Below are 15,415 nucleotides of genomic sequence, written 5' to 3' on the forward strand. Positions count from 1 at the left end.
CAGAAAAGTCGTCCAGGGTTGGTAACGCGAGATGACCACTGGGGCATTCCACCCGGCCCTCCCGTTCCTGGTCCCGGCCCCGACGGCGGCCGGCGCTGGGACCAGGAAGGGCCTGGGAGGACTGGTGCCGTCGGTCCGGATCGGGCCGGTGCCACCACCGGATGCAACGACCCTCGCCCGGCACCGGAAACGGTCGGGCGGGCGAGCCGGGTCAGTCGGCCGTCCAGCCCCGGGCCCGCAGCCAGTCCCGGACGACGCCCGCGGTGCCGGCCGGGTCCCGCCGGAGGTCGTGCGTCTCCCCGGGACGGCTCACCACCTGCACGGCCGGCGACGGCTCCGGCGTCCCGAACGGGTCCCGGTCGCCGTTGACGACCAGCGTCGGCAGGCCGGTGGCCAGTTCGGCGGCACGCGAACGCTCCGGCCGCCCGGGCGGGTGCAGCGGAAAGGCCAACGCGACCACACCGACCGCCCCCACCGCGCCCGCCGTCCGGCAGGCGACCCGCGCGCCGCTGGAACGACCGCCGACCAGCACCGACGGCACGTCGGCGTGCCGGTCGCGCAGCACGGCGAGCACCGCCGTCCACGCCTCGTCGAGATGACCCGCCGGTGCCGGGGCACGTCGACCCGCGACCCGGTAGGGCTGGGTCACCCGGACCACCGCCAGGCCGGCCGCGACCGACGCGTCGCGTACCGCGAGCAGGTCGGGCGCGTCGATGCTGCCGCCCGCTCCGTGCCCGAGCACGAGCAGAGCGGTGGCAGGGCGGTCCGGCAGGTCCGTGGTGATCCCCGCCGGACCGCGCGGAGTGTCGATCTCGTCGCTGGTTGGCACCGACCCATTCTGCGCCGCCTGGCAGACGACGCGTGACGGACCGGGCCGTTGGTCAGCTCAGCGGAACCAGGGTGAGCAGCCGGTCCCGTACCGGCGGGCCGGGATCGTCGACGGCGTCCGGGTCCGGCTCGACCTCGCCACGCCAGGCGACCAGCATCGCCCGCCGCTCGCGGGGCGTGGTCGCACCCCACACACCGTGGCAGTCACCGACGTCGAGGGCCCAGGCCAGACAGGACCCCTGCACGTCGCAGCCGCGGCACAGCGCGACAGCGGCGTCCGCCGGCTCGTTCGGTGCCGGAAAGAATGTCTCCGGATCGACGCTCTGACAGGTGCCTCTGGTGCGCCATGCATCGTCCTGTTGCCGTTCCCGCACCGCTCGCAGCAGTCGCGGATCTCGCCGCGCCGCAGCCACCTCGTGCGGGCGGGGCATACGCGCTCGTGTCAATCCACCCACCTCCCCCGTGGGACCGGCAAAAACGGTGGACGTCGTCCGCCCCGTGCGAATCGACAGCCACTACCGGCGCTGTGTTCTATCGCACTTCGCAACATCGGGACAAGGGTCTGCCGGGAACATGACTGAACAGCCAGGAGACGAATCGCGCGCAACCCTGTCAAATCGGTGCCTGACAATGCGCGGCGGCGTCAGAACAGGGTCAGCTCCTGCGGTGTCACCGTCGGCGGCACCGACACGCGGGCGATCAGCTGTGGCCCGTCGTTGCGAACGTCGCCCACCGCCGCCCCCACAGGTCGGATCTCCAACCCCGCCAGCCGCTCCGCCGACGCCGGAACGAGCAACCGCTCCGGCTCGTCGGTCGGCGCCAGCCACGACGACCAACGCTCGGGCGGCAACAGCACCGGCATCCGGTCGTGCACCTCGGCCAGATCGCCGAGCGCCGCGGTGGTCAACACGCTGAAGGTGAGCCGGGAGTCGGCACCGGACTCCCAGACCGACCAGATGCCGGCCAGGGCCAGAACCGAGCCGTCGGTGGGAGTCATGTAGTAGGCCTGTCGCCGGCCGTCGGGCTGACGGACCCACTCGTACCAGCCATCGGCCGGGACCAGGCAGCGGCGGCGGGCGAACGACCCGGCGTACGCCCGGCTGGTGGCCACCGTCTCCGCCCGCGCGTTGATCATGCGGGCGGCCCCGGCGGCGGAACGGGACCAGTGCGGCAACAGACCCCAGCGACCGACACAGAGACTGCGATGTCCCTCCGGGCTCATCCGGACCAGGGGCACCCGGTCGGTCGGCGCGACGTTGTGGTCCGGACGGACCACGCCCTCGGTGTCGTCGGACGACTCGAACAGCGCGCCGAGCTCGCCGGAGCTCCGGGTCGTCGCGTACCTGCCGCACATGGGCCACACGCTAACGCGTCGGAGGCCCCGTCGGCTGTCCCGCCAACCGGGAGTACGACCCGCCGGGCCACACTGTCCACCAGCCGGCACGGCAGAATGTAACCGTGGGGAACCTGACAGCGACCCGGCCGCCGCAGCCGTGGACCGCACCGACCGCGTCCGACCCGGTGGCGGCGACGCTGCGCCTGCCCGGTTCCAAGTCGATGACCGCACGCGCCCTGGTGCTCAGCGCACTGGCCGCCGGCCCGTCGACGCTGGCCGGGCCGCTCCGCGCCCGCGACACCGAGTTGATGGCCGCCGGTCTGCGCGCGATGGGCGCGCACGTGTCGATCAGCGACGACGAGCAGTGGCTGGTCCGACCGCACCCGCTGGTCGGCCCCGCGCACGTGGACGTGGGCCTGGCCGGCACCGTGATGCGGTTCGTGCCGCCGGTGGCCGGGCTGGCCGACGGGCAGGTCACCTTCGACGGCGACCCCTACGTCCGCACCCGACCGCTCGGTCCGCTGATCGAGGCGCTGCGGTCGCTGGGTGTCCGCATCGACGTCACCGGCTCGGGCAGCCTCCCGCTGACAGTGCTCGGCACCGGCCGGGTCACCGGCGGTGAGGTGGTGATCGACGCGTCCGCCTCCAGCCAGCTCGTCTCCGGGTTGCTGCTGGCCGCCCCGCGCTTCGACCGGGGCGTCGTGGTGCGCCACGTCGGCCCGCCGGTGCCGTCCGCGCCGCATCTCCGGATGACGGTGCAGATGCTGCGGGCCGCCGGCGCGGCCGTCGACGACAGCACGCCCGACGTCTGGACCGTCGAGCCCGGCCCCCTCACCGGGCGCGGCTGGGAGATCGAGCCAGACCTCTCCGGAGCGGTGCCGTTCTTCGCCGCGGCCCTGGTCACCGGCGGCGAGGTGACCCTGCAGGGCTGGCCGCGCAGCAGCTCACAGCCGGTCGAGCAGCTCCGCTCGCTGCTCCAGCGGATGGGCGGCGAGGTCACCCTCTCCACCAGCGGGCTGACCGTCCGGGGCACCGGCGTGGTGCACGGCCTGACCGCCGACCTCTCCGACGTCAGCGAGCTGACCCCGGCGCTGACCGCGCTCGCCATGCTGGCCGACTCGCCGTCGGTGTTCACCGGCGTCGGGCACATCCGTGGCCACGAGACCGACCGGCTGACCGCGCTCGCGCGCGAGTTCACCGCACTCGGGGCGGATGTGACCGAGTCGCCGGACGGGCTGGAGATCCGGCCCAGGCCACTGCGCGGCGGGGTGTTCCGCACCTACCACGACCACCGGATGGCGCACGCCGCAGCGGTGACCGGTCTCGCCGTGCCCGGCATCGAGGTCGACGACGTGGGGTGTACCTCCAAGACCATGCCCGAGTTCCCGGCACTATGGTCAGCGATGGTGACCGGCAAGAGCTGACGCGAGAAGAGGACAGGTCCTGGCGACCAGACGGCGCGAGTACGACGAGGACGACGTACGGGTACGGCCCGGAAAGTCGTCGCGCCCGCGTACGCGCACCCGACCCCAGCACTCCGACGCCGTGGACGGCTTCGTCATCGCCGTCGACCGTGGGCGCTACACCTGCGTGCTGTCCGGAGCCGAGCGCGGCGTGGTCGGGGCCGAGCTGCCCACGATCACCGCGATGCGGGCCCGCGAGCTGGGCCGCAAGTCGGTGGTGGTCGGTGACCGGGTCAGCCTGGTCGGGGACACGTCCGGCGCGGAGGGCGCCCTGGCCCGCATCGTCCGGATCGCCGAGCGACGCTCGGTGCTGCGCCGCACCGCCGACGACGACGAGACCACCGCCGAGGGCCGACTGGAACGGGTGGTGGTGGCCAACGCCGACCAGTTGGTGATCGTCAGCGCGCTGGCCGACCCACCGCCGCGCACCGGGTTCATCGACCGCTGCCTGGTGGCCGCGTACGACGCGGACGTCGAGCCGCTGCTTTGCCTCACCAAGGCCGACCTGGCCGGGCCGGAGGAGGTGCTGGGCTACTACACCGAGCTGGAGCTGCCGTACGTGCTCAACCGCCCCGACTCCGACCTGGCCGCGCTGCGCGCGCTGCTGAGCGGCAAGGTGTCGGTGCTGGTCGGGCACTCCGGGGTGGGCAAGTCGACGCTGGTCAATCGCCTCGTCCCGGACGCGCTGCGCGCGGTCGGTGTGGTCAGCGCGATCGGCCGTGGGCGGCACACCTCCACCAGCGCGGTGGCGCTGCGGCTGCCACCGGTGCCCGGCGTCGACACCGACCCCGGCTGGATCATCGACACCCCCGGCATCCGCAGCTTCGGTCTGGCCCACGTCTCGGCCGACAGCCTGCTGCACGGCTTCCCGGATCTGGTCGAGGGCACCGTCGACTGCCCGCCCAACTGTCAGCACACGACCGACGAGGCCGCCTGTGGGCTGGACGCCTGGGTGGCCGCCGGCAAGGCCGACCCGCGCCGGTTGGCGTCGTACCGCCGGTTGCTCGCCTCCCGCGCCGGCGAGGGTGACTCGCGCGGCGAGAGCGACCAGCGCGGGCCCGGCGAGGGTGACCGGCGCGGCCCCGACGAGTGAGTCGGCGGGCGTCGGCTAGGTTGCCGGGATGACCGGGTACGCCGACGACCTCGCCCTCGCCCACCTGCTCGCCGACCGGGCCGACGCCATCTCCACAGCCCGGTTCCGCGCGCTCGACCTGCGGGTCGAGGCGAAGCCCGACCTGACCCCGGTCTCCGACGCGGACACCGCAGTGGAGCGGGAGATCCGTGCCCTGCTGGCCGAGCACCGGCCGGCGGACGGGCTGCTCGGTGAGGAGTACGGCGCCGGGCCGTCCACCGACCCGGACGGCCGCCGGTGGATCATCGACCCGATCGACGGCACCAAGAACTTCGTCCGGGGCGTGCCGGTCTGGGCCACCCTGATCGCGCTCTACGACGGCGACCGGCCAGCGGTCGGCGTGGTGTCCGCCCCGGCGCTGGGGCGGCGCTGGTGGGCCAGCGCGGGCGCGGGCGCGTACGCCGGTCACGGCCCGGCCGCCGGCGAGCGGATCGGGGTTTCCGCGGTCCGGGAGATCGCGGACGCCAGCTTCTGCTACTCGTCACTCGACGGCTGGGAGCGCGCCGGTCGGCTCGACGCGATGCTGGACCTGATGCGGGCCACCTGGCGCAGTCGGGCGTACGGCGACTTCTACGGCTACATGCTGCTGGCCGAGGGCGCACTGGACGTGATGGTCGAGCCGGAACTGTCCCTGTGGGACGTGGCGGCGCTGGTCCCGATCATCACCGAGGCGGGTGGCACGGTCACGGATCTGTTCGGTCGACCGGCCCCGGCCGGCGCGCCGGGCACCGACAGCAGTGTGGTGGCCACCAACGGTGTGCTGCACCGCGACATCCTCACCAGGCTCGATCGCCCAGCCGAGCGCTGACCCCCGGCAACCTCTATCCTCGCCAGGTGGTCTCCTCCGGCTGGTGTTTTCTCGCGACGATGATCGTCGCGTACGGCTTCGCCAACCTTCTCCAGTCGGTGGCGGCGGCCCGCACCACGGTTCACCACACCTTCGATCCGGGCCTGCTGCTGCGCCTCGCCGGGCACCGGACGTACCTGATCGGTCTGGGCTGCCAGATCGGCGGTTTCGTGTTCGCCTTCCTGGCCCGACGGGACCTTCCGCTGTTCCTCGTGCAGGCCAGCGTCGCGGCCGGGCTCGGGGTGACAGCCATCCTCGGTGTGCTGGTGCTGAAGTGGCGACTACCGGCGGCGGAGGTGGTGCTGCTGGCGCTGCTCTTCGCCGGGATCACCGCCCTGGTGCTGTCCGCCCGCCCGGCGCCGTCGAAGCAGCTCGGCACCGCCGGCTCGATCGCCCTGCTGGTGGCACTCGGCGTCATCGCGGTGCTCGGGGTCTTCGCCGTCCGGCTGCACGGGGCGCAAGGTTCGGTGGCCCTCGGGTCGCTGGCCGGGTTGGCGTTCAGCTCGGCCGCCGTCGCGGCCAGGCCACTGGCATCCGCGTCGTCCGCCGAGGCGTTCCTCGCCCACCCGCTGTTCTACCTGCTCATCGCCCACTCGATCGTCGGTCAGCTGCTGCTCGGCCTGGCCATGCAGCGCGGCTCGACGACCGCCGCGGTCGCCGCGATGGACGCCGCCGGTGCGGTGCCGGCCGCGATCGTCGGCCTGCTGTTGCTCAACGACAAGATCTGGCCGGGCCGGGAGTGGCTGGCGGCAGTCGGTTTCCTGGTCACCCTGGCCTCGGTGATCGGGCTGACCCGGTACGCGCAGCCGCAGCAGCAGCGCCCGGCGACGCGCCGTCGTGACCGGGCCATGGTCGCGGCGACCCGTCCCGGCTGACCGACCGGGCCGCCCGACCTGCCGCTCAGGCCTCGACCGGCTTGCGGCGGCTCACCACCCGCTCGTAGAGGCGCTCCAGCGCACCGGCGGTCCGCTCCCAGGTGTAGCTGCTGCGGACCCGGTCCACCGCGGCGTGCCCGTACGCGAAACGACCGGCGTTGTCGGCGAGCAGCCGACGAATCGAGACCGCGAGTGCCCGCACGTCGCCGGGGGGCACGAGCTTGCCGGTGACCTCGTCGACGACGGCGTCGGCCAGACCACCCATCGCGTAGCCGATCACCGGCACGCCGCAGGCCATCGCCTCCAGCGAGACCCGCCCGGCCGAGGAGTAGTGCGGGGTGCAGGCGACCACGTCCGCCGACCGGTACCAGGTGGCCATCTGGTCGTGCGGCACCGCGCCGACGAGCCGTACCTGGTCGACGACGCCGGCCTGCTCGGCCAGCTCGCGCAGCCGCCGCGCCTCGGCGTGGTTGGCCAGTTGGTCGGCCGGTGGCCCACCGGCGATCACCAGCTCGGCGTCGCCGACCAGCCGCATCGCCCGGATCAGGTCCTCCTGGCCGTGCCCCGCGGACAGCGAGCCGACCGAGAGGATGCGGGACCGCTGCTCGCGTGGTGCCGCCTCGCCGTCGGGGTGGAACTGCTCGATGTCCACCCCCGGGGGCACCAGGGCCACCGAGCTGCGTTGCAGACCCATCCGGGTCAGCTCGTCGACCTCGTCGTTCGACTGCGCCACAGCGATGTCCACAGCGCGGGTCAGTGCGCGTTCCAGCGTGATCCGCTCCCCCGGCCCGTCGTAGCGGCCGCCCAGGTGGCGCAACTGCTCGATGCCGAGTGAGTGGAACGTCTGCACCACCGGGATGTCGGTCTCGCGAACGGCGTGCGCGGCGGCCAGGCCCCCGACCCAGTAGTGCCCGTGCACCACCTCGGGCCGCCAGGCGCCGGCCCACTCGTCGGTCAACCAGCGGCCGAACTCCGTCACGTACCGGATCAGCTCGGCGGTGGGCAGTGGGGTGGGCGGGCCAGCGGGCACCTGGTGCACCTGGTAGCCGTCGACGGTGACCGTCGCCGGCAGGCCGGGATCGTCCCGGCGCTCGTAGAGCCGTACGTCGTGGCCTCGTTCGGCCAACTCGGCGGCAACCCGCGCAATGTGCTGTCGGGTGCCGACCGGTGGGCCGTCGGCGTGGCGGTACGAACTGGCGTGCGCGCAGACGAGGCCGACGCGCATGGGTCACCTCCCTGCGATCTTTCCTCGGCAGTGGTCCTCCCGGTCAGAGCGTCCCATTAACCCCGCGACCCGGAGTCGAAACCTGGCAGATCAGGAAGAGTCCCCCCGAGTGCCACCGACACTTGCGGCACAGCAATCACAAGCGGCACAGGCAGCCAAGTTCGACGATGATCGACAAGCTCTGAGTGGTATGACCTGGCCCGGGCGGGGGTACCGCTCAAGAATGCCGCTGACCCGCACCCTCGACGATTCGACCGTGGTGATCACCGGCGCTTCCAGCGGGATCGGCACGGCGACCGCGTACGCCCTGGCCCGCCGGGGTGCCGCCGTCGTGCTGGCCGCCCGCAGCGAGCCGGCCCTACGACAGGTCGCGCAGCGCTGCCGCGAGTTGGGCGGCCAGGCGCTGGTCGTACCGACCGATGTGACCGATCTGGAGTCGGTGCAACGACTGGCCGAGCGGGCGGCGGCCGAGTTCGGCCGGATCGACGCCTGGGTGAACAACGCCGCGGTGAGCGCGGTGGGCCTGTTCGACGAGATCCCGGTCGCCGAGTTCCGGCGGGTGCTGGAGGTCAACCTGCTCGGCGCGGTGCACGGCATCAAGGCTGCCCTGCCCCACCTGGGGGCGGCCGGTGGCGGTGTCCTGGTCAACAACGCCTCGGTGCTGGCCGAGGTGGCCATGCCGTACCAGTCGGCGTACAACGCCAGCAAGCACGGCATCCGAGGGCTCGCCGACACGGTCCGGCAGGAGCTGCGGGTCACCGGCCGTGGTCAGATCTCGGTCTGCACCGTGCTGCCGGCCACCATCGACACCCCGTTCTTCCGGCACACGGCCAACCACACCGGCCGGGAACTGGTGCCACCGCCGCCGATCTACCCGCCGGAGGTGGTCGCCGAGACCATCGTCCGGCTGCTGCGCCGGCCTCGCCGGGAGGCGTACGCCGGTGGCGCGGCCCGGCTGATCGGCCTGCAGTGGCGGCTGGCGCCCGCGTTGGTGGAACGCACCCTCGGCTGGTACCTCCAGCGGACCCAGTTCGGTCCGGGCGCTCGGGTGGACAGCAGCGGCAACGTGTTCCACGCCGACGCCCAGGCTCGCCGGGACGGCGGCTGGAACGGTCGACGGCGTCAGTTGGTGCGGATGACCGCCGCGTTCGGTCTCGCCGCCGCCGGCACCGCCGTCGGCACCATGGCCGCGATCAACCGCCGATCCCGGTCGGTCCGCTGATGACCGGCCTCGACCGCCCGAATGCGCGAACGGTGACCGGCGCGCACAATGAGGCGATCATGTCGAACTGTCTCGTGGAGATCGACGAGTCGTCGGCGGTGGTCCGGCTGACCGGTGTGCTCGACGCCGCCGGAGCCGAGGCGGTACGCGGCGCGCTGCTCGCCAGACTCGCGGACCGGCCGGGCCCGGTGGTGGCCGACGTGACCGGGCTGTGCATCGCCGATGAGGTCGGGCGAGGCGTCTTCGCCGAGGTTCGCCGGGAGGTGGCCGACTGGCCCGCCGCGGACCTGCTGCTGTGTGATCCGACGGTCGACGGACCCGCCCACCCGGACCCCGCGCTCGCTGGCGTGCCCGCCTTTCCGACGCTCGACGGCGCGCTGGCCGCGGTCGCGGCGACGCCGCTGGCGGCGGTGCTCACCGCCGACCTGGCCCCGACGGTGGGAGCCGCCCGGCAGGCCCGCGAGCTGGTCACCACCGGCTGCCAACGCTGGGGCATGCCGATGCTGGTCGACCCGGCCTGCATCGCGCTCACCGAGATGGTGAACAACGTGGTGGCGCACGCCCGGACCCCGATGACCGTTCGGCTCGCTCCGCAGGACAGCACCCTGCACCTGGCGGTCCGCGATCACTCCTCGCGTCTGCCGACGTTCGCCGGGCTGTCCCCGCCGAACCGGGCCGGCGGCCGCGGCCTGCTGCTGATCGACACGGTGGCTCGCCGCTGGGGCAGCAGCGCGATACCGGACGGCAAGGTCGTCTGGTGCATCCTGCACCCGGACGACGAGGTCGCCCACCTCGGCTGACGGGGCGTTTCGCCGCCGGTGCCGGTTTCGCCACCGCACAGCCTGCGGTGCTCCGGTTATGGCGGGAGGGCAGCGGGTAGTGATCAGACATGCGCGACAACGAGTACCCGACCCCCGTGTCCGACACCGAGGCGCAAGGCCTGCCCGACACCGCCGATGACGACTCGACCGCCAACGACGACGTCCTCACCGGGCGCGAGGCGGACGGCCCGGACCCGGCCCAACTGCCCGGCGACCGTACGCCGGTGGCGGTGGACCGGTTCGGGACGACCGCCGAGGAGCAGCTCGACGGTGAGTCGTTGGACTACAAGCTCGACCGGGAGGTCTACGAGCGCCCGGCCGACGACCCGCTGGCCGGGACGATCGACCCGAAGATCGCCTTCGAGGCGGACAATCTGGAAGCCGCGGCGGAGGCCCAGCTGGACGCCGACGTGATGGATCCGGGGCCCACCTCGGACCCGAACTCACCGGTCTCCCTGTACGACCACGGTCAGCTCGGCACGGTGGCCGACGCCACCGTCGGCCGGCTGGTGGAGCCGGACGAGGGGGCGCACACCGACCAGGAGACCGACTCGGTGGCGTACGACGCGGGTTCGGCTGGCGGCGGGGCGACCGCCGAGGAGCTGGCCATCCACGAGACGGAGCCGCCGCGCTCGGTCTGAGGAGGGTCAGTCGTCCAGGCCACGTTCGATGGCGTACCGGGTCAGCTCGACCCGGTTGTGCAGTTGCAGTTTGCCCAGGGTGTTCTGCACGTGGTTCTGCACCGTGCGGTGCGACAGCCCGAGCCGCTGCGCGATCTGCTTGTACGACAGCCCTCTCGCCACCTGCCGCAGCACCTCCGTCTCCCGCTCGGTGAGCCGGGGCGCTGCGGACTGCGCACCGCCGGCAGGGTCGGTCGGCTGCCCCGGCCGGGCGGCCAGCCGGCGGTACTCGCCGAGGACGAGCCCGGCCAGGCCGGGGGTGAAGACCGCCTCGCCGGCCGCGGTGCGGCGGACCGCGTCGAGGAACTCGGCGGGCGCTGTGGACTTCACCAGGTAACCGGTGGCCCCTGCCTTGACCGCGTCCAGCACGCTCTGCTGTTCGCCGCTGGCGCTGAGCATCAGCACCCGCACGTCGGGCAGTGCCGCACGCAGACCCAGGATCACCTCGACGCCGGAGATGTCCGGTAGTTGCAGGTCGAGGACGACCACGTCGGGCCGGGCGGCGGCGGCCACCCGGACGGCCTGCCGGCCCTCGCCGCTGGTCGCCGCCACCAGGAAGCCCGCCTCCGTGAGGTCGCGGGCCACCCCCTCCCGCCACATGGGGTGGTCGTCGACCACCATCACCCGGGTCGGGGTCACCGCTGTGCCCTCGGCACTGTCAGCTCGATCTCGGTGCCGGCGTCGGGGGCGGACACGATCCGAACCGTCCCGCCCACGTCGGCCACCCGACCCCGGATCGACTGGCTCACGCCGAGCCGACCCTGTGCGGCCGCCTCGGTCAACCGGCCTTCCGGGATGCCCGGCCCCTCGTCGCGGATCGACACGGTCACCGTCGCCCCCTCATCCTCGATCAACACCCAGGCCCGCCCGCTGGCGTGCCGCCCCACGTTGTCCAGGGCCGCGCCGGTCGCGGCGGCCAACTCCCCCGCCACCCGCCGAGGCAGCGGCACCGGGGTGGCCGGGGCGGAGAGCACCACCGCCGCCGAGGCGTACCGGCCGAGCAGGGTCCGCAGGTCCACCGCCGCCGCCTCGGTGCCGTCGGGGAGCACGGCAGCGCTCGCCAGGCTGGTGCCGGCGATCAGTGCCCGCAACGCGGCCTCCTGCTCGCCGGCCAACCGGGCCAGCTCGCCCGCCTCACCGGGCAGGTCGGCACCCCGCCGCTGCACCATCGCCAGCACCTGGAGCACCGAGTCGTGGATGCCCCGGGCCAGCCGCTCCCGCTCCCGGGTGGCGGCCTCCAACTCCACAGCGCGTTGCAGCCGTTCCTCGGCGCTCGCCGCGAGCCGGGCCACGTGCCCGACCACCACCCCGGCGAGCAGCATCAGGATGACCCCGGTGAACGAGGACTGGCCGATCCGCTCCCGGGTGGTCAGGTCCGCGCCGGCAACCAGCAGCGCGGCGACCGTGCCCCGCCGCCGACCACCGGAGACGGCCCAGGCCAGCACCGGGCCGGCCATCCAGGCGACCCCCATGGTGGGTACGCCGGTGGCGAGCGCCGCCCGACCGACCACCCACGGGGTGGCCAGCACGATGGCGAGCACCACCCCGAGGTCGGCCAGCAGCAGCGGCCAGCGCCGCCAGGCCGGCCGGGCGTACCCGACCGCGGTCGCCGCGGTCCAGGCCGCCATCACCAGGATCAGGGCGCCGACGGCGTACGGGTGGTCGTACCGGTCGGCGTCGCGCACCGCGAGCACGCAGACGTACGCCAGGGACGCCAGCCGGAACACCGCCAGCGCACGCCACAGCGGCACCTCGAATCCACCCGGCGGCGACGGCATGGCGGTCAGGATGCCATAACCCGTCCACCGCACGGCGAGCAGCGAGTGCGGTTCGGGAAACCCTGACGTACCGTGGAAAAGCCGCGAAATACTCCGAGATCCGCCGCCGGGACGGGCCCATGACGAACGCAGATCCGCACGCACCGCGTACGGTTGTGCCCATCGAACCTGCCCTCCTGATCGCCGAGGCCTTCGACCAGGCCCAGGTGACCGAGATTCGACACTCGGTCACCTCATGCGCGCATGCCTGCGGACTCACCGGCCAACGGCTGGACGACTTCGTGCTCGCGATCAACGAGTTGATCACCAATGCGGTCCGGCACGGCGGCGGGCGTGGATGGTTGCGCCTCTGGCACGAGTCCAGCCTGCTGGTCTGCGAGGTGGCCGACCACGGGCACGGGATCAGCCCGCAGCGGCTGGGCGACCGCAGTCGGCCGGCCCCGGACACCGCCGGTGGGTGGGGCCTCTGGCTGGCCCGCGAGCTGACCGACGCCATGGAGGTCGTCTCCAGCTCCGCCGGCACCACCGTCCGGATCACCGCCGGCCTCGTCAGCCACAAGCGCACCACGCGCTGAGCCGCCGCAGCCGCTCCCCGCGGCTGCAATCTGCGACTGCGGGGAGCGGCTGCGGGAACGGCTTGCGGCTGCGGGGGACGGCTTGCGGCTGCGGCTCAGGCGAACAGCGCCGAAACGGACTCCCCGTTGTGGATCCGGCGCATCGCCTCGGACAGGGCGGGCGCCACCGACAGGACCTGCAACTTCGGCACCCGCTTGGCGTCCGCGATGGGCACCGTGTTGGTGCAGACGATCTCCAGGACGCCCTCCTGGTCGCTGAGCCGCTGGAGGGCGTCGCCGGAGAACAGCCCGTGCGTGCAGGCCAGCCGGATCGACCGGACCTTCAGGCCCCGCAGATGCTCCATCAACTCGACAACAGTGCTGCCCTTGGCGATCTCGTCGTCCAGCACGATGACGTCCCGGTCGGCTACCTCGCCGATCACCGCGCTGATCTTGACCAGGTCGTCACTGAACCGCTGCTTCGCGCCGGCCGCGACCGGTGTGCCGAGCAACCGGGCGAAGGCCGCCGCCTCCTTGGCGTTGCCGAGGTCGGGTGAGACCACCACGGTGTTGCTCAGGTCGTAGCGCTGGAAGTGGGTGGCCAGCTCCCGCAGCGCGTGCAGGTGATCCACCGGGACGCTGAAGAAGCCGTGCACCTGCGGCGAGTGCAGGGTCATCGCGAGCACCCGGTCCGCGCCGGCCGACACGAGCAGATCGGCGACGAGCCGGGCGCCGATCGAGATCCGCGGGGCGTCCTTCTTGTCGGAGCGGGCGTACGCGTAGTGCGGCAGCACCACAGTGATCCGGCCGGCCGAGGCGCCCCGCGCCGCGTCGATCATCAGCAGCAGCTCCACCAGATTCTCCTGCACGGGCGGCACCAGCGGCTGGATCAGGAAGACGTCCCGCTCCCGGCAGTTGGCCTGCAACTGCACTTCCAGACAGTCGTTCGCGAATCGGGAGACCCGCACCGGATGCAGCGGCACCCCGAGGTGGGCACAGATCTCGGCGGCCAGGTCGGGATGGGCAGTTCCACTGAAAACGGCGATGTCGCGCACGTTCGCACATCGTAGGCGACCCGGGCGGCGGCCTTCGGCGGCGGGCCGCAACCGGCCGTGACGCCTGTCGCACCGAACGCCGGTCCGGGTACGGTGCTGCGGTGACCCCCCAGTACGTCGCCGCCATCGACCAGGGCACCACCTCCTCGCGGTGCCTCGTCTTCGACTCCGCCGGGGACATCGTCGCCGTTGCCCAGCGCGAACACCGGCAGATCTTCCCTCAACCAGGCTGGGTGGAACACGACGCCGAGGAGATCTGGGACAACGTCCAGCAGGTGGTCTCCGAGGCGCTGCGGTCCGCCGGCACCGACCCGGCCGGCCTGGCCGCCGTGGGCATCACCAACCAGCGGGAGACCACCCTCGTCTGGGACCGGGCCACCGGCCGCCCGGTGGCCAATGCCATCGTCTGGCAGGACACCCGGACCGGGCCGCTGCTGCGCGAGCTGGCCTCGGCGTACGGCGAGGAGCGGTTCCGGGCCCGCACCGGCCTGCCGCTGGCCACCTACTTCGCCGGCCCGAAGCTGCGCTGGCTGCTGGACGAGGTCGACGGCCTGCGCGAGCGCGCGGAGCGCGGCGAGGTGCTCTTCGGCACCATGGACAGCTGGCTGATCTGGAAGCTGACCGGCGAGCACGTCACCGACGTGACCAACGCCAGCCGGACCATGCTCATGGACCTCACCACCCTCGACTGGGCTCCGGACCTGCTGGACGCGATGGGCGTCCCGGCGGCGATGCTGCCGGAGATCCGCTGCTCCGCCGAGGTGTACGGCACCGCCACCGGCGTGCTCGCCGGGGTGCCGGTGGCCAGCGCTCTCGGAGACCAGCAGGCCGCCCTGTTCGGGCAGACCTGCTTTCAGCCGGGCGAGGCGAAGTGCACCTACGGCACCGGGAGCTTCCTGCTGCTCAACACCGGCGCCACCCCAGTCCCGTCGACGCACGGCCTGCTCACCACGGTCGCCTACCAGATCAAGGGGCAACCGCCGGCGTACGCCCTGGAGGGCGCGATCGCGGTCACCGGCTCGTTGGTGCAGTGGCTGCGCGACAACCTCGGGCTGATCTCCACGGCCGCGGAGGTGGAGGATTTGGCCCGCACCGTGGACGACAACGGCGGCTGCTACGTGGTGCCCGCGTTCTCCGGACTGTTCGCCCCGCACTGGCGCACCGACGCCCGTGGGGTGATCGCCGGTCTGACCGGTTACATCACCAAGGGGCACCTGGCGCGGGCCGCGCTGGAGGCGTCGGCCTGGCAGACCCGCGAGGTGGTCGACGCGATGGATGCCGACTCCGACGTGGCACTGCGCCGGCTCCGGGTGGACGGCGGGATGACCGCCAACGGTCTGCTCATGCAGTTCCTCGCCGATGTGCTCGACGTGCCGGTGGTCCGGTCCCGGATCACCGAGACCACCTGTCTGGGTGCCGCGTACGCGGCCGGCCTGGCGGTCGGCTTCTGGCCGGATCTGGCCACCCTGCGGGCGAAGTGGCGCTCCGATGCCCAGTGGGAGTCCACCATGGCCCCGGAGCTGCGCGACCGGGAGCTGCACAACTGGCGCAAGGCCGTGCAGCGCACCCTCGACTGGGTGGAGTGACCGCCGACGCGGC

16 protein-coding genes are annotated in these 15,415 nt (G+C 73.0%); 9 read left to right on the forward strand and 7 right to left on the reverse strand.

Translation table 11 applies throughout. The features are described 5' to 3' along the window. Positions 1 to 211: 211 nt before the first annotated feature. The 3 genes from KBX34_RS12450 to KBX34_RS12460 form a co-directional block, all read right to left on the reverse strand. Positions 212 to 829 carry an alpha/beta family hydrolase gene (locus KBX34_RS12450; protein ID WP_099848368.1) on the reverse strand — a complete coding sequence of 206 codons (618 nt, stop codon included), beginning with the start codon at positions 827 to 829 and terminating at the stop codon, positions 212 to 214. Positions 830 to 881: 52 nt separating this feature from the next. After that, complete coding sequence (locus KBX34_RS12455) at positions 882 to 1,274, reverse strand: WhiB family transcriptional regulator (RefSeq protein ID WP_088951995.1); 393 nt, start codon at positions 1,272 to 1,274, stop codon at positions 882 to 884. Between the two features lie 197 nt (positions 1,275 to 1,471). Continuing rightward, entirely contained in the window at positions 1,472 to 2,182 is a 711-nt protein-coding gene (locus KBX34_RS12460; RefSeq protein ID WP_210794463.1) for an SOS response-associated peptidase, read from the reverse strand. Positions 2,183 to 2,286: 104 nt separating this feature from the next. Here KBX34_RS12460 and aroA point away from each other — a divergent pair, with 104 nt between their 5' ends. From aroA to KBX34_RS12480, 4 genes are all read left to right on the forward strand, one after another. Continuing rightward, the gene (gene aroA / locus KBX34_RS12465) at positions 2,287 to 3,588 is read left to right on the forward strand and encodes a 3-phosphoshikimate 1-carboxyvinyltransferase (RefSeq protein ID WP_179780842.1); all 1,302 of its coding nucleotides are present in this window, start codon (positions 2,287 to 2,289) and stop codon (positions 3,586 to 3,588) included. Positions 3,589 to 3,709: 121 nt separating this feature from the next. Beyond that, positions 3,710 to 4,720, forward strand: a complete 1,011-nt coding sequence (rsgA, locus tag KBX34_RS12470; RefSeq protein WP_210925062.1) for a ribosome small subunit-dependent GTPase A — start codon at positions 3,710 to 3,712, stop codon at positions 4,718 to 4,720. 28 nt (positions 4,721 to 4,748) lie between these two features. Beyond that, entirely contained in the window at positions 4,749 to 5,567 is an 819-nt protein-coding gene (gene hisN, locus KBX34_RS12475; RefSeq protein WP_210925064.1) for a histidinol-phosphatase, read from the forward strand. Positions 5,568 to 5,626: 59 nt separating this feature from the next. After that, positions 5,627 to 6,481 (forward strand): hypothetical protein, encoded by an 855-nt coding sequence (locus tag KBX34_RS12480; protein WP_374223678.1) that lies wholly within the window; start codon positions 5,627 to 5,629, stop codon positions 6,479 to 6,481. Between the two features lie 25 nt (positions 6,482 to 6,506). Here the strand turns inward: KBX34_RS12480 and KBX34_RS12485 are convergent, their stop codons facing one another. Next, the gene (locus KBX34_RS12485; protein ID WP_088950029.1) at positions 6,507 to 7,706 is read right to left on the reverse strand and encodes a glycosyltransferase; all 1,200 of its coding nucleotides are present in this window, start codon (positions 7,704 to 7,706) and stop codon (positions 6,507 to 6,509) included. A 223-nt stretch (positions 7,707 to 7,929) separates the two neighbouring features. Here KBX34_RS12485 and KBX34_RS12490 point away from each other — a divergent pair, with 223 nt between their 5' ends. From KBX34_RS12490 to KBX34_RS12500, 3 genes are all read left to right on the forward strand, one after another. Continuing rightward, positions 7,930 to 8,928 carry an SDR family oxidoreductase gene (locus tag KBX34_RS12490; protein WP_210794472.1) on the forward strand — a complete coding sequence of 333 codons (999 nt, stop codon included), beginning with the start codon at positions 7,930 to 7,932 and terminating at the stop codon, positions 8,926 to 8,928. A 59-nt stretch (positions 8,929 to 8,987) separates the two neighbouring features. Then, positions 8,988 to 9,728 (forward strand): ATP-binding protein, encoded by a 741-nt coding sequence (locus tag KBX34_RS12495; protein ID WP_247668194.1) that lies wholly within the window; start codon positions 8,988 to 8,990, stop codon positions 9,726 to 9,728. An 89-nt stretch (positions 9,729 to 9,817) separates the two neighbouring features. Next, entirely contained in the window at positions 9,818 to 10,390 is a 573-nt protein-coding gene (locus KBX34_RS12500; protein ID WP_099848385.1) for a DUF5709 domain-containing protein, read from the forward strand. Positions 10,391 to 10,396: 6 nt separating this feature from the next. On the opposite strand, the gene KBX34_RS12505 is transcribed toward KBX34_RS12500, so the two are convergent. Beyond that, the gene (locus KBX34_RS12505) at positions 10,397 to 11,050 is read right to left on the reverse strand and encodes a response regulator transcription factor (protein ID WP_210925086.1); all 654 of its coding nucleotides are present in this window, start codon (positions 11,048 to 11,050) and stop codon (positions 10,397 to 10,399) included. 14 nt (positions 11,051 to 11,064) lie between these two features. Further along, positions 11,065 to 12,207 carry a MacS family sensor histidine kinase gene (gene macS, locus KBX34_RS12510; RefSeq protein ID WP_210794476.1) on the reverse strand — a complete coding sequence of 381 codons (1,143 nt, stop codon included), beginning with the start codon at positions 12,205 to 12,207 and terminating at the stop codon, positions 11,065 to 11,067. Positions 12,208 to 12,326: 119 nt separating this feature from the next. Between macS and KBX34_RS12515 the strand changes: the two genes are divergently transcribed. Next, complete coding sequence (locus tag KBX34_RS12515; protein ID WP_210925068.1) at positions 12,327 to 12,782, forward strand: ATP-binding protein; 456 nt, start codon at positions 12,327 to 12,329, stop codon at positions 12,780 to 12,782. Positions 12,783 to 12,877: 95 nt separating this feature from the next. Here KBX34_RS12515 and KBX34_RS12520 read toward each other — a convergent pair whose 3' ends face one another. Further along, a complete protein-coding gene (locus tag KBX34_RS12520) occupies positions 12,878 to 13,816 on the reverse strand; it encodes a ribose-phosphate pyrophosphokinase (RefSeq protein ID WP_141911023.1) in 939 nt (312 codons plus the stop codon). A 101-nt stretch (positions 13,817 to 13,917) separates the two neighbouring features. On the opposite strand from KBX34_RS12520, the gene glpK reads away from it, so the two are divergent. Continuing rightward, the gene (glpK, locus tag KBX34_RS12525) at positions 13,918 to 15,402 is read left to right on the forward strand and encodes a glycerol kinase GlpK (protein WP_210794482.1); all 1,485 of its coding nucleotides are present in this window, start codon (positions 13,918 to 13,920) and stop codon (positions 15,400 to 15,402) included. Positions 15,403 to 15,415: the final 13 nt, after the last annotated feature.

Source organism: Micromonospora sp. M61, assembly GCF_018070245.1.
Classification (GTDB): Bacteria; Actinomycetota; Actinomycetes; order Mycobacteriales; family Micromonosporaceae; genus Micromonospora; species Micromonospora zamorensis.